Origin of the sequence: Microbulbifer sp. TB1203, from assembly GCF_030997045.1 — a bacterium.
In the GTDB taxonomy this organism is placed as follows: Bacteria; Pseudomonadota; Gammaproteobacteria; order Pseudomonadales; family Cellvibrionaceae; genus Microbulbifer.
This window is the reverse complement of sequence record NZ_CP116899.1, coordinates 744163-758330: the sequence shown is the minus strand read 5'-3', so window position 1 is coordinate 758330 and position 14168 is coordinate 744163. Positions and strand designations below refer to the sequence as shown.

General features: G+C 61.6%; 12 protein-coding genes. 1 reads left to right on the top strand and 11 read right to left on the bottom strand.

Annotated features, from left to right (window positions below; translation table 11 throughout):
• Positions 1–158 precede the first annotated feature (158 nt).
• The 8 genes from PP263_RS03245 to adk all read right to left on the bottom strand — a co-directional run bounded on the left by PP263_RS03245 (position 159) and on the right by adk (position 8537).
• The gene (locus tag PP263_RS03245) at positions 159–1166 is read right to left on the bottom strand and encodes a tryptophan--tRNA ligase (RefSeq protein ID WP_308366939.1); all 1008 of its coding nucleotides are present in this window, start codon (positions 1164–1166) and stop codon (positions 159–161) included.
• 193 nt (positions 1167–1359) lie between these two features.
• Positions 1360–2463: a DUF3524 domain-containing protein gene (locus PP263_RS03240; RefSeq protein WP_308366938.1), complete on the bottom strand. Its 1104-nt coding sequence runs from the start codon at positions 2461–2463 to the stop codon at positions 1360–1362.
• A gap of 109 nt (positions 2464–2572) precedes the next feature.
• Entirely contained in the window at positions 2573–3454 is an 882-nt protein-coding gene (locus PP263_RS03235) for an NAD(P)-dependent oxidoreductase (protein WP_308366937.1), read from the bottom strand.
• A 6-nt stretch (positions 3455–3460) separates the two neighbouring features.
• Positions 3461–4258 (bottom strand): undecaprenyl-diphosphate phosphatase, encoded by a 798-nt coding sequence (locus PP263_RS03230; protein ID WP_308366936.1) that lies wholly within the window; start codon positions 4256–4258, stop codon positions 3461–3463.
• A 10-nt stretch (positions 4259–4268) separates the two neighbouring features.
• Complete coding sequence (gene tsaB, locus PP263_RS03225; protein WP_308366935.1) at positions 4269–4970, bottom strand: tRNA (adenosine(37)-N6)-threonylcarbamoyltransferase complex dimerization subunit type 1 TsaB; 702 nt, start codon at positions 4968–4970, stop codon at positions 4269–4271.
• Positions 4971–5672: 702 nt separating this feature from the next.
• Entirely contained in the window at positions 5673–6380 is a 708-nt protein-coding gene (locus tag PP263_RS03220; protein ID WP_308366934.1) for a hypothetical protein, read from the bottom strand.
• 397 nt (positions 6381–6777) lie between these two features.
• The gene (gene hemH / locus PP263_RS03215) at positions 6778–7779 is read right to left on the bottom strand and encodes a ferrochelatase (protein WP_308366933.1); all 1002 of its coding nucleotides are present in this window, start codon (positions 7777–7779) and stop codon (positions 6778–6780) included.
• An 89-nt stretch (positions 7780–7868) separates the two neighbouring features.
• The gene (gene adk, locus PP263_RS03210) at positions 7869–8537 is read right to left on the bottom strand and encodes an adenylate kinase (RefSeq protein WP_308366932.1); all 669 of its coding nucleotides are present in this window, start codon (positions 8535–8537) and stop codon (positions 7869–7871) included.
• Positions 8538–8964: 427 nt separating this feature from the next.
• On the opposite strand from adk, the gene PP263_RS03205 reads away from it, so the two are divergent.
• Positions 8965–9969 (top strand): 2-hydroxyacid dehydrogenase, encoded by a 1005-nt coding sequence (locus PP263_RS03205; RefSeq protein WP_308366931.1) that lies wholly within the window; start codon positions 8965–8967, stop codon positions 9967–9969.
• Positions 9970–10033: 64 nt separating this feature from the next.
• Here PP263_RS03205 and mazG read toward each other — a convergent pair whose 3' ends face one another.
• The 3 genes from mazG to cysM form a co-directional block, all read right to left on the bottom strand.
• The gene (gene mazG, locus PP263_RS03200; RefSeq protein ID WP_308366930.1) at positions 10034–10846 is read right to left on the bottom strand and encodes a nucleoside triphosphate pyrophosphohydrolase; all 813 of its coding nucleotides are present in this window, start codon (positions 10844–10846) and stop codon (positions 10034–10036) included.
• 146 nt (positions 10847–10992) lie between these two features.
• On the bottom strand, positions 10993–13248 hold the full coding sequence (gene relA, locus PP263_RS03195; protein ID WP_308366929.1) for a GTP diphosphokinase: 2256 nt from the start codon (positions 13246–13248) through the stop codon (positions 10993–10995).
• Positions 13249–14157 (bottom strand): cysteine synthase CysM, encoded by a 909-nt coding sequence (cysM, locus tag PP263_RS03190; RefSeq protein ID WP_308368550.1) that lies wholly within the window; start codon positions 14155–14157, stop codon positions 13249–13251. It lies immediately after the preceding gene.
• Between the last annotated feature and the right edge of the window lie 11 nt (positions 14158–14168).

The window sequence follows — 14168 nt, the reverse complement described above, 5'->3', positions numbered from 1 at the left end:
CTCCCTGTTTCCTGCCTATTCTTCTGGTTCTTCTCTGTAGGAGCGGCGGGGCGGCCATCCGCCCATGGCCGCGATCGAACTCGCTACGAAGCTGGTCCGATCGCGGCCAGCGGCGGATGGCCGCCCCGCCGCTCCTACAAAGTACGATGCCGTGAGGGCTAGCGAATCCTGCGAATGCCCACCGCGTGGCGCAGCTTTTCGATAAAGGGCGTCGCATAGGCGCGGGCCTTTTCCGCGCCCTTTTCCAGCTCCACCTCGATCTGCGCCGGGTTGGCGAGCAGTTCGTTGTAACGCTCCCGGGCCTCGCCGATCTGGCTGTTGATCAGCTCGAAGAGCTGCTTCTTGGCTTCGCCCCAGGCGATGCCCTCCTCGAAGGCCTTGCGCATTTCCCCGGTCTGCGCCTCGCTGGCGAAGGCCTGCCAGATCTGGAATACGGTGGAGGTGTCCGGGTCCTTGGGCTCGCCCGGTTCCAGAAGGTTGGTTTTGATTTTGTTGATATGTTTTTTGAGCTGCTTTTCAGCCAGGAACAGCGGAATGGTGTTGCCGTAGCTCTTGCTCATCTTGCGGCCGTCCAGGCCCTGCAGCACCGCCACGTGGTCGTCCACCACCGCTTCGGGCAGCGCAAAGTGTTCACCGTAGTGATGATTGAAACGCTGGGCGATATCCCGGGCCATCTCGATATGCTGCACCTGGTCCTTGCCCACCGGTACCTTGTTGGCGTTGAACATCAGCATGTCTGCGGCCATCAGGATCGGGTAGCTGTACAGGCCCATGGTGACACCGAAGTCCGAGTCTTCGCCGTCGGCGCGGTTGGCGTCCACCGCCGCCTTGTAGGCGTGGGCGCGGTTCATCAGGCCCTTGGCGGTCATGCAGGTGAGCAGCCAAGTCAGTTCCGGAATCTCGTGGATATCGGACTGGCGGTAGAAGATCACGTTGTCGGTATTCAGGCCCAGCGCCAGCCAGGTCGCGGCGATTTCCAGGGTGGACCTGTGCACCAGTTCCGGCTCCTGGCATTTGATCAGCGCGTGGTAGTCGGCCAGGAAATAAAAAGACTGGTTGTCTTCCTGCTGGCTGGCGGCGATGGCGGGGCGGATCGCTCCCACATAGTTGCCCAGGTGGGGGGTGCCGGTGGTGGTGATGCCGGTCAGTACGCGCTGCTTGGTCATAAATCCTTCGTATTCCGTGCTGCATTTTCGGGAAAGGCCGAATAATAACCTTTTCCCGGCCGGGGTTGTATGGAAGGGACACTGCGCTTGACTATATCTCCATTTTTGTAGGAGCGGCCCATGGCCGCGATCGAACTCAGAGGTAACCCTGAAGACTGATCGCGGCCATGGGCGGATGGCCGCCCCGCCGCTCCTACAAGGGGTTGATCAGGCCTCCCAGCAAACTGCGGTAATCCGCGGCCAGATTTTGCCAACTGAGATCGGAAACATCCGGCACCGGCAGGGGGTCACCGCAACCGATGCGGTTAGCGCACTCGAGCATGGCCCTGCTCAGGTTGGCGGCGCAGGACTCGGTATCTTCGGGGAAGTGGTAACCGCCGCGGCCGAACCACTCCGGATAGGCCAGGCTGTCCGGCACCAGGGGCTGGCAGCCGGCGGCCACCGCTTCCAGCACCGCCAGCCCCTGGAAATCGTGCCGCGCGGTGGAGAGCACCCCGTGGCTCTCCCGCAACAGCCGTCGGTATTCCGCCCCGTCCTGGCGATAGCCCCAGGCGCCCAGTGCGTTGTGCTTTTGCAACAACTTGCGAATCCGCGCGAACTCCGCCGGTTGGCGGCGGAACTGCTGGCCGACCAGGTGCAGGGTAAAGGGCAGTTGGTGTTGTGCGAACCGGCGCAGCGCGGCCAGCAGGATATCCGGGCCTTTGTCGTGTTCCCAGCGGTGATTCCAGATAAAGGTTGGCTTATCCGGCCGCGTTCCCGGGCCGGAAAAGACCTCGGCTTCCAAGGGTACCGGCAGCACCCGGGATTTATCGGCAATCTCCCGGCAGAGGCCCGGGGGCACACAATCGGGGAAACGCCCGAGCAGTTCCTCCGCGCCTTCGAGCAGGGTGCGGCGGTTGTAGTCGGAATTGAACAGCAGCAGGTCGCCGCTGAGCGCGGTGTAAATATTCAGCAGCTGCGGCTCCACCGAGGCGAAGGCATCTGCACTGCGCGGATAAGCGAACTGGTTCTCGTGAAAATAAACCGCGGTGGGCACAGCGGCGATCTGCGGCACCAGGCCGCGCAACGCGGAGAGGTCGGTCATGGAAGTGGCGACGATCAGGTCCCAGGGCCGGCGCAGGGTTTCCGCCGCCTCTCCCCTGCCCCAGCTCAGGCTGTTGCCGCGGATGCGCCAGCTGAAATAGCGCGGCGGCAGTGCGTGCACCGTCCACTGCCATTCCGGAATCGCCGCCACTAAGCCCTTGCGCCAGCGTTTGTGGCTGTCGGCGTCGTAGGCGGAGAGCAGCAGGACTTTCATGCTTTATCCCCCTGTAGGAGCGGGCCATGCCCGCGATCGACCCGGATATAATCCACCCCTGATCGCGGGCATGGCCCGCTCCTACAGGTGTATTGATCGATATCGGCATTCAGTCAAAGGAACGCACATTCGTCAGTCGCGCCAGAAGGCTGGAGGTATCCCAGCGGCCGCCGCCCATGGCCTGCACCTCGCTGTAGAACTGGTCCACCAGCGCGGTGACCGGCAGCAGTGCGCCATTGCGCCGGGCCTCGTCGAGGACGATGGCCAGGTCCTTGCGCATCCAGTCCACCGCGAAGCCGTGTTCGTAGTCGCCGGCGAGCATGGTCTTGTAGCGGTTCTCCATCTGCCAGCTCTGGGCCGCGCCTTTGGAGATCACCTCGATCACCTGTTCCGCGTCCAGGCCCGCGGCCCCGGCGAAGTGCAGACCCTCGGCGAGCCCCTGGACCACGCCGGCGATGCAGATCTGGTTGACCATCTTGCACAACTGACCGCTGCCCACGGGCCCCAGCCGGTTGACCGCGCGCGCGTAGCAGTCGATCAGAGGATGGGCGCGCTGGTAATCGGCCTCTTCGCCACCCACCATCACGGTCAGGGCCCCGTTTTCGGCGCCCGCCTGGCCGCCGGACACCGGTGCATCCACAAAGCCGATCCCCTTTTCGCGGCCGATTGCCGCCAGCTCCCGCGCCACGTCGGCGGAGGCGGTAGTGTGGTCGACGAACAGGGTTCCGCTGTCCATGCCTTCAAAGGCGCCCCGATCGCCCGCTACCACTTGGCGCAGGTCATCGTCATTGCCCACGCAGGCGAATACCACCTCGGCATCTCGCGCGGCTTCCGCGGGGGTTGCACAGGCCTCTCCCGAATAATCCGCCAGCCACTGTTGCGCGCGGCTGGCGGTACGGTTGTAGACGCGCACCGAGTGGCCCGCCTTGGCCAGGTAGCCAGCCATCGGGTAACCCATCACGCCGAGACCGATAAAAGCGACTGTTTTCACAATAAATTACCCCCAGATCATCCAGATTAACGCGGCGCCCAGCAGCAGGCGGTAGATTGCAAAAGGAGCCATGCCGATACGGCTGATAAATTGCAGGAAGAAATGAATGCACAAGTAGGCGCTGATACAGGACAGCACAGTGCCCAGCAGTATGTCGCCCCAGGGCACCACTTCCAGGGACAGCAAATCGAAACTTAACAGCATGGCGCTAAGCGCAATCACCGGGATTGACATCAGGAACGAGAAGCGCGCGGAATCCTCGCGTTTCATACCCAGCATCAGGCCCGCCATCATGGTGATGCCGGAGCGGGAAGTGCCGGGGATCAGCGCCAGAGCCTGGGCGATTCCGATCGCCAGGGCTTTCTTCCAATTGAGCTGCGCCAATGTCCCTGTGCGCTTGCCCCGAATATCCGCCCACCAAAGCAGCACGCCAAAACCGATGGTGGTAGCGGCGATCACCGCTGCGGAGCGCAAATGCGTTTCGATGTAGCCCTTGAAAATCAGGCCGACAAGACCCGCGGGAATTGTGGCCAGTACGATCAGCCAGGCCAGGCGCCCTTCGTCGGTGTAGCGATTGTTCACCAGCCCACCCAGCCCGTCCCGCAACAGTACCCAGACATCGCGGCGAAAATATACCAGCACCGCGATCAGCGAGCCGAAGTGCACCGCCACGTCAAATGCCAGCCCCTGGTCCGGCCAGCCCAGCACTTCGGCGGGCAGAATCAGGTGGGCGGAGCTGGAAATGGGCAGGAATTCGGTAAGCCCCTGAATCAGGGCCAGAACGACAATCTGAATGGTTTCCATAGGGTGTTAACTACTGCGAACGGATTTTTTGTCTTTTCTGCCAGGTGACTTCATTGCGCAGGTACAGGGGCTCCAGTTCCTCCGCAGCCACTGCAGCGCCCTTCCGCCACAGCAGCAACGCCAATTCGGCAATATCCCGTGCGTGAATCTGTGCCCGACTGTCGATTTCCGTCAGCGGCGCCCCTGCGAATTCGGGGTAGTGCCAGCCGGGACCGGCACCGTACAGTGGTCCCGGCAGGTCGGCCCCACTCAACTGGTGCACCACCTGTTCGGGGTTCTGTACCGCCTCCGGGAGCAGGCTGTCGTGCGGAGCCTGGGCAGTGTAGACACCCCAGTAAACCTGCTGCATACGCGCGTCCAACGCGCTGGCGACTGGCGCCTGGCCCCATTCCGGGTGATCCCGCCGCGCCCCCGCGGCCAGCGCGGCGAGACTGGAAACCGGCACCACGGGCTTGTCTGCGGCAAAAGCCAGCCCCTGGACACAACTGATCGCTATACGCAGTCCGGTAAAGGAGCCGGGGCCGCGGCTTACCGCCAGGGTGTCCAACTGGCCGAGAGTGAGCCCGGCGTCCGCCAGCACCCGGTCCACCATGGGCAACAGGCGCTGTGTGTGATCCCGCTCCGCCTGTACAAACTCTTCGCGGGTCTGCCCGTCACAATGCAGGGCCACGGAGCAGGCTCCGGAAGTGGTGTCCAGGGCGAGGATTTTCACAGCACTCTCGATTCAATACTTAGCGAGGGGCGAATTGTGTCATGTCCCGCCCAATGAGTCATGCCATCCATTTCGCACAATCGAAGGTTACCCGAAGGGTGAGGGCCATGGACAAATCCGCAGGACGCGGATTTGGGCAGCTTTAGCTGGCCGAAGGCCGAGCCACAGGGATGTGGCGAGCCATTGCCCGAATGACAAAACGGCAGGGCCGAAGGCGCCGTGAATACCTGGAGCGGCCGGAACGGCCGTTTTGCACAGCCGAAGGCTGCCCGTAGGGTGAGGGCCAGGGACAAATCCGCAGGATACGGATTTGGGCAGCTTTAGCTGGCCGAAGGCCGAGCCACAAGGATGTGACGAGTCATTGCCCGAATAACTAAACGGCAGGATTGCCGTTTTGCACAACCGAAGGCTGCCCGAAGGGTGAGGGCCAGGGACAAATCCGCAGGATACGGATTTGGGCAGCTTTAGCTGGCCGAAGGCCGAGCCACAGGGATGTGGCGAGCCATTGCCCGAATGACAAAACGGCAGGGCCGAAGGCGCCGTGAATACCTGGAGCGGCCGGAACGGCCGTTTTGCACAGCCGAAGGCTGCCCGTAGGGTGAGGGCCATGGATGGCCCGAATGAAAAAGCCCCGGCCACAGCCAGGGCTTTGCAGGAGAGCCCCGTATACCACCGGGGGCTATTATCGCCGGCCGCTATAAACTACTGCTTCTTCGGCGGACGGCCGCGGCGGGCGGTCTTTTTCTTGGCAGCGGTCTTTTTGGTCGCAGTCTTCTTAGCTGCAGACTTCTTGGCGGCCGTTTTCTTGGGTGGGCGTCCCCGGCGGGTGGCCTTCTTCGGCGGGCGGCCGCGGCGGGCCGTGGTCTTCTTAGTTGCGGCCTTCTTCGCCGCAGTTTTCTTGGCTGCGGCTTTCTTCTTCGGACGGCCGGCCTTCTTCGCCGCTTTCTTGGCGGCCCTCTTGGCCTCCGCCTTGGATTTAGCCGCAGCTTTCTTCTCCAGGGCCTTGGCTTTAGTCGCGGCTTTCTTGGCAGCAGCCTTTATCTTGGCCGAGGCTTTTTTCTCCGCCGCCTTTATTTTCTTGGCATCCTTCTTGGCGCGATCCCTGGCCCAACGGGATTCAAAGGCTTTTACCGCTGCGGCCAGATCCTTCTCCGCTTTGGAAGACAGTTTTTCCGCCATCTCGGCCACTCTCTGTTTGGCGGCTTCCTCGGCTTCACGTACTGAGTCCATTGCTTTGGCCTTGGCTAGGGAGGTCTTGGCCTCGGCCATTTTGGCGCGCAAGTCTTTTGCTTTCGCATTCGCGCTGCTCAGAGATTTCCTCGCAGCGGCGGTACCACTTTTTTGCACCCGGGCCCGGGCCTTGGCGACGCGATCCAGCTGCGCATCCAGCGATTTGGCCGCCGAATCCACAGCCTTTTGCGCTTTGTCAATGGTCGGCGATACCGCTGCCGGTGATTTGGCTTTCGCGGGGCGTTTCCGCGCTTTCTTTTTCGCTACTCGTGCCATCCCTTATCTCCTCACTCGGTGGAAGAAATACCTCAGCAAACTCAAAAGTGTGCCGGCAGTATTGCCGTTTTCTCTCTCTGAAGACTTCCCATGAAAAAAACTGCCGGAAGGCAGCGGAAAAGTCATTTCAGGGTCAGTCGCAACGTGTAATTCGATGCAACTGTATCAAAGTTAATAAAAAAAACTGGCTTTGCAAGAAAAAAGGTCAAAAAAATGGATTTTTTTACATAAAAAGGGGATTTTTTTGGCAAATCCGCCCGCAAATCCGTTTTCGGCCGATTTGGAGCTGGCAAATGGGAATTTACTGGCGGTTGCCGGGCAGTTTTTCCTGAACAATTGCCGCCAGCACTTCGATATGATCCCGGCGCAGGTTTAGCGCGGGGATATAGCGGTAATCCTCACCACCGGCGTCGAGAAAATTAGCGCGATTCTCCACTGAAATTTCCTCGAGGGTTTCCAGGCAATCGGCGGAAAATGCCGGGCAGATCACGTCCACACTGGAAACGCCCTGACGTGCCCATTCGATCAGTTGTTTATCGGTATAGGGCTGTAGCCACTCCGCCTTGCCGAAGCGGGACTGGAAGCTTACCTGCCAGCGGTCCCTCTCCAGTTCCAGCTCCGCAGCCAGGTGTTCCGCCGTATCACAGCACTGGCGGTAATAGGGGTCGCCCTTGGCGATATTCACCTTGGGTATGCCGTGAAATGACAATAACAGCTTTTCCGCCGCCCCCCGCTTCCGCCAGTGCTCACGCACCGAGTTGGCCAGGGCGCGGATATATAAAGGGTGCCGGTAGTAATCCCGCACCAGGGTGATATCGGGAATATCCCGGTTATTGCGATACAACCGCGCCACCTGGTCGTAAACCGCCGCAGTGGTGGTGGCGGAGTACTGTGGGTAGAGTGGGAAAACCAGAAACGACCCGAAACCTTCCCGGCGCAAGCGCGCGACGGTTTCCTCCAGTCCCGGTTTGCCGTAGGTCATGGCGTGGGTAACGGTAATATCCGCGCGCTGACCACTCAGATATTCCTGTAGCAATTCCGCCTGTCGGCGGGTGTAGTAGAGGATGGGAGAACCCTCTACCGGCTCGCCGTCCGCGCTGCGACCCCAGATTTCCCGGTAGGCGGGAGCGATGCGGCGCGGCCGCAGGGGGAGTACCAGGCCGTACAAAATGGCCATCCACAACGGGCGGGGTATTTCCACCACCCTCGGGTCGGACAAAAACTCGCGCAGGAACTGCCGCACCGCGGCGGGCGTGGGCTCAGCGGGGGTACCCAGGTTCATCAGGATAACGGCGGTGGGCATATCAGAGGCCGGAAGACGAGGTCAGAAGACAGAAAGCGCGGCGGTATTCTCTATGAGCATGGAGCAGCCCTCCTGTTCTCAGCTTTCTGTCACTTGTTTTCTGAACCGGACAAGGCTTCGAGTACCTTTTCGCGAATATCGTCCATGGAACCCACTCCCATCACCTTGCGATATGTGGGTGCCGTCTCCGGGGAACGCTCGGCCAGCTCGCGATAAAACCCCACCAGCGGCTCGGTCTGCTCGTGGTAGACGGCAAGACGCTTGCGTACAGTCTCCTCGCTGTCGTCGCCGCGCTGTACCAGCGGTTCGCCGGTGACATCGTCCTTACCCTCTTCCTTGGGCGGATTGTACTCGACGTGGTATACGCGGCCGGATCCCTCGTGCACACGGCGCCCGGACAGACGCTTGACGATCTCCTCGTCGTCCACGGCAATTTCCAATACATAATCGATGACGACATCCGCATCCAGTAGCGCCTGGGCCTGGGGGATGGTGCGCGGGAAACCGTCGAAAAGGAAGCCGTTGGCGCAGTCCGGCTGGGCGATACGATCCTTGACCAGGGCGATGATCAGATCGTCGGACACCAGTTTGCCCGCGGCCATGATGTCCTTGGCCTGCTGCCCCAGTGGAGTCCCCTCTTTCACCGCGGTACGCAACATATCGCCGGTGGAGATCTGCGGAATACCGAACTTCTCTGTAATGAAGCGGGCCTGAGTACCCTTACCGGCCCCCGGCGCCCCCAGGAGAATGATTCGCATGGTCAGATTGCCTCTAGGTTCTGCTGGCGTTCCGATGCCCGCCGCGCCAAAAGAGCGCTACCTTACACGCTGGCCCTGAACAGGGCAAGATCGCGCGTTTACCGGGCACGGCCCGGTGCGCAACCTTGCTGCCCGCCAGGATGGCGGGGCCGGGGCCGGAACAAACATGTCACAGCCGTGCCAGGGATGGCGTGCACAAATCCAAATACCCGCAACGGCCGACCGGACAGCGCATTTATCGTCCATTGCCCAATGCGCGAGCTTGCGGCCCGTCAAGGTGGCGGATACCAGTCGATATGCGGCCCCTGTAGCCGCCGGAAGCGGCCAAGCCGGACCTGGGATGGCCGGCGGTGAACGGATACCGGAATGCCAAACTATGCTTTCCCTGATACCTCCGAACAAGAGATGACCAGGGGATCACTGATCAATGAAGATTGCCATCTACAACGCCCAGCCCTACGAAAAAAAGTATTTCGACCGCTACAACCGCACTCTCGGGCACGAACTTCTCTATGTCGACACCCACCTCGATGCCACAACCCTGGCCCTGTGCAATCCCAGTTCAGCGATATGCGTGTTTGTCAACGACCAGATCCAAAGGCCGCTACTGGAGCAAATGCGCGACCAGGGCGTCAGGATGATTGCACTGCGCAGTTCGGGCTTCAATCATGTGGATATTCGCGCAGCCAACGAACTGGGCATTCTTGTGGCCAATGTGCCCGGCTACTCGCCATACGCAGTGGCGGAACATGCGGTAGCGATGATCCTGTGCCTGATTCGCAAGGTGCTTCGAGCCCACGCGCGGGTGCACGAAGGTAATTTCTCTTTGGATGGCCTGATGGGATTCGACCTGCACGGCAAAACCGTAGGCGTAGTGGGCACCGGCCGGATCGGGTGCGTATTCGCGACCATAATGCGCGGCTTTGGCTGCGGGCTGCTGGGCACCGATCCGGTGGTTAACGAGAGATGCCTCGGCCTGGGCATGGAGTATGTGTCACTGGAAACCCTCTGCCGCCACTCGGATATCATCTCCCTGCACTGCCCATTGCTGCCGGACACCCATCACCTGATCGATGACCACGCCCTCTCGATGATGAAAAGCGGCGTTTGCCTGATCAATACTTGCCGCGGTGCAGTGATCGATACCCCCGCGGTCATCGGCGGGCTGAAATCGGGAAAAATCGGCTACCTGGGGCTGGATGTGTACGAGGAAGAGGAGAGCCTGTTCTTCGAGGATCACTCGGACACAGTGCTGAGCGACGACGTATTCGCCCGACTGCTCACCTTCAACAATGTGCTGGTCACCGGCCATCAGGGTTATTTCACCCGGGAGGCGATTACCGATATCGCCAGAACCACCCTCGCCAATGTGGCGGAGTTCGAGGAGACCGGCAGTTGCTCAAATCAGCTGATTGCACCCCTTGAACAGTAGTTAGTGGTTGGCGGCCCGTAGGGTGGATGCGCTGTGCTTATCCACCTTACAGGATAAATCCCCTTCAACGCTCCCGGTTCTTGGCCTGATTCCAGAGTTGATCCAGTTCATCGAGGGATGCATCCGCCGGCCGGCGCCCCTGGGATTTCAGTTCCCTTTCCACGGCGCCGAAACGGCGCTCGAATTTGCGGTTGCAGTGGCGCAGCGCACTTTCCGGATCAACTTCCAGGTGGCGCGCAGCATTGACGCAGGAAAACAACAGATCCCCCAGCTCCTCCCGGCTGTGCTCGCGGTCACCGCTGCTGACCGCTTCGCGCAGTTCAGCGATCTCCTCCTCGATCTTGTCCAGCACGCCGTCGATATCCGGCCAGTCGAACCCCACCCGCGCGGCGCGCTTTTGCAATTTGCCGGCACGGGTCAGGGCCGGCAGGCCGAGGGCGACGCCGTCCAGCGCCCCCGCCTCCCCTTTGGCGTGGCGCTCTTCCGCTTTGATGACCTCCCAGTTTTCCTTTACCCGAGCCTCGTCAACCGCCACGCTGCGGTTGTCGCCGTAGAGTTCCCCGCTCGGAAAAACATGCGGGTGGCGACGCAGCAGTTTGCGCACCAGGGTGTCGGTGATACGGGAAAAATCGAAATGGCCGGCTTCACTGCCGAGTTGGGCGTAGAAAATGACCTGAAACAACAGGTCGCCGAGCTCCTCGTGCAGGTGTTTGAAATCCTGCGCCTCGATGGCCTCGGCCACCTCGTAGGCCTCCTCGATGGTGGAGGGGACTATGCTGGCAAAATCCTGCTTCAGGTCCCAGGGGCAGCCGCCTTCGGGATTGCGCAGTTGTTTCATCAAATACAGCAGGTCTTCGACAGTGTATTTTTCTTGCACGGTATTTCCTTCTCCGTAGGGTGCGCCGTGTGCACCGAGATTATGTTGCGCGGTGCGCACGGCGCACCCTACGCCGGCCCGTTGCGGAGCTGGAGCTCCGCGGTCCCGGCATTCCACATTCCACATTCCGCATTCCGCATTCATCACTAGTGCAGTATCCGCCGCCGCGCCGAGGCCACGTTGGGCAGTTGGTTGATGCGGTGCAACACGCGGCTCAGTTCCTCGAAATTGCGGATCTCCGCGGTGAGCACCATGTCCACCGTGTGCTTGTGCTTGTTGGAACGCGTCTGCATGGCGGTGATATTGATGCGCTGGCTGTCGAGCATGGTGGTGATATCCCGCAGCAGACCGTGGCGGTCGTAGGCCTCGATCATGATTTCCACCGAATACAATTCCTTCGGCTTTTCCGCCCATTCCACCTGCAGTACCCGCTCGGACTCATCGGACTGCATGCGCAGCATGTTGGCGCAGTCCTTGCGGTGAATGGACACACCGCGACCCTGGGTGATGTAGCCCATGATGTCGTCGCCGGGTAGCGGGTTGCAGCAGCGCGCGATGTGGGTCATCAGGTTGCCGACGCCATCGATGTACACGTCCGCCTTGCCCTCGCCCCGGGCCACCGAGGCGGTGAGTGAGGGCAATTGCTCCACCCGGTCCACCCTGACCATGCGCTGGGCGGTGTTGAGCACCTGGCCCACACCGATGTCCCCCGCACCCACTGCGGCGTAGAGGTCGTCCAGGGAATGCATATTGAGCTTGCCGGCGAGTTTGTCGAAATCGAAATCATTCAAGGCCAGCTGCTTGAATTCCCCGTCGAGAATGCTGCGTCCGTCGGCGATATTCTGGTCCCGCGCCTGCTGTTTGAACCAGTGGATCACCTTGGCGCGGGCGCGGGAACTGGTGATGTAGCCCATGCCGGAAGAAAGCCAGTCGCGGCTGGGGGCCTCGCGCTTGCCGGTGAGGATCTCCACCTGGTTGGCGGTCTGCAGCTCGTGGTTGAGCGGCACTATGCGTCCGTCCACCTTGGCGCCCCGGCAGCGGTGGCCGATCTCGGTGTGGATCTTGTAGGCGAAATCCAGCGGCGTGGCGCCGCGGGGCAGGTCCACCACGTGGCCGTCCGGCGTGAACACGTAGATGCGCGTATCGATCTCGCTGGACTGCAGGTCGTCCTGCAGCGGATTGCCGCCCACCTCTTCGTGCCAGTCGAGGACCTGGCGCAGCCAGGAGATTTTCTGCTCGTAGCCGTCCTGCCCCTCCACCTGGCCGGACTTCCTGTCGGTGCCCTTGTAGCGCCAGTGGGCACAGACGCCGTACTCCGCCTCTTCGTGCATGGCGAAGGTGCGGATCTGCACTTCCAATACCTTGCGATCCGGACCGATTACCGCGGTGTGCAGGGAGCGGTAGCCGTTTTCCTTCGGGGAGGCGATATAGTCGTCGAACTCGTTGGGGATGTTGCGCCACAGGTTGTGCGCTATGCCCAGTACCGCGTAGCAGTCGCGCACCGTGGGCACCAGGATACGCACCGCGCGGATATCGTATACCTGGGAGAAGCCAATATTCTTGCGGCGCATTTTGCGCCAGATACTGTAGATGTGCTTTGCGCGGCCGTAGACCTCGCCGCGGATGTCCGCCCGCGCCAGCTCGCCGCGCAACAGCTCCAGCACCTGGTCGATATATTTTTGCCGCGCCAGGCGCTTTTCGTCCAGCAGGCGCGCTATCTGCTTGTAATCGTCCGTTTCCAGGTAGCGGAACGACAGGTCCTCCAGCTCCCATTTGATATGGCCGATCCCCAGGCGGTGGGCCAGGGGCGCGTAGACATCGGCCACTTCCCTCGCGACCCGACGGCGCTTGGCCGGGTCGGCATTCTTCGCCGCGCGGATCGCGCAGGTGCGCTCGGACAGTTTGATCAGCGCCACGCGCACATCGTCCACCAGCGCCACCAGCATGCGGCGGATATTCTCCGAGTGCTCCTCAACCGCTGCGCTTTTGCCCTCGCCCCCGGTTTCGGCGCTGCGGCTGCGGATCGCGGCCATGCGCAGGACCCCGCGGATCAGCTTGGCCACCGTCTTGCCGAACTCCTCCTCGACGGTTTTCAGAGGCAGGCGCTTTTCCCGCACCGCGCGGTAGAGCACCGCGGCGCACAGCGCTTCGCTGTCAATCTGCAGGTCGGCGAGTATCTCGGCCATCTCCAGGCCGGTGCGGAAGCTGCTGGCACCCTCGGCCCAGATATTCTCCGCGGCGATCGCCCGCTTCTCCGCCTCGGCGCTCAGTTCCGCGGCCCGGCGCAGGGTGACCAGGGCACCGCCGTCGAGCTTGGCCAGGGTCTGCACGTGACGCAGCCAGGATTCCAGGTCCAGCTCGCTGTCAGCGCCCAGAGAGTGGTGTTTTCTTACTTGAACCATCTAGTTGCCGAACTGGTTGCCGAACAAACCGGAAGACAGATAGCGATCCCCACGGTCGCAGATAATCGCCACTATGGTGGCGTGCTCCACTTCCGCAGACACCCGCAGGGCAGCGGCCACGGCGCCGCCGGAGGAGACGCCGCAGAAAATTCCTTCGACCCGGGCCAGTTTGCGGGTCATTTCCTCCGCTTCCCGCTGGCTGATATCCAGGGTTCGATCCACCTCCTCAGCGGCGAAGATACTGGGCAGGTAGGCGCTCGGCCAGCGGCGGATGCCGGGAATACTGGAGCCTTCGGTGGGTCTCAGGCCGATAATCTGCACAGCGGGATTCTGCTGCTTGAGATAGCGGCCACAGCCCATGATAGTGCCGGTAGTGCCCATGGAGGAGACGAAATGGGTGATCTCGCCGTTGGTCTGGCGCCAGATCTCCGGACCGGTGCCCTCGAAATGCGCCCGCGGATTGTCGTGATTGGCGAACTGGTCCAGCACCAGGCCACGCCCTTCCTCTTGCATTTTCAGTGCCAGGTCGCGAGCGCCCTCCATGCCCTCCTCCGCGGTCACCAGGATCAATTCGGCCCCGTAAGCGGTCATCGCCGCCTTGCGCTCGTCGGTGGCGCTCTCCGGCATGATCAGCACCATGCGGTAGCCCTTGATCGCCGCGGCCATGGCCAGGGCGATACCGGTGTTGCCGCTGGTGGCCTCGATCAGGGTATCCCCGGGCTTTATCCGGCCGCGGGCCTCGGCATGCTGGATCATCGACAGGGCCGGCCGGTCCTTGACCGAACCGGCCGGATTGTTCCCCTCCAGCTTGAGCAGGATGGTGTTACTGGTCTCGCCCTGCAGGCGCTGTAGCCGAACCAGCGGCGTGTTGCCTACGCAATCGGCGATTGTGGGGTAATCCATGGTGATGCGCGTTCCAG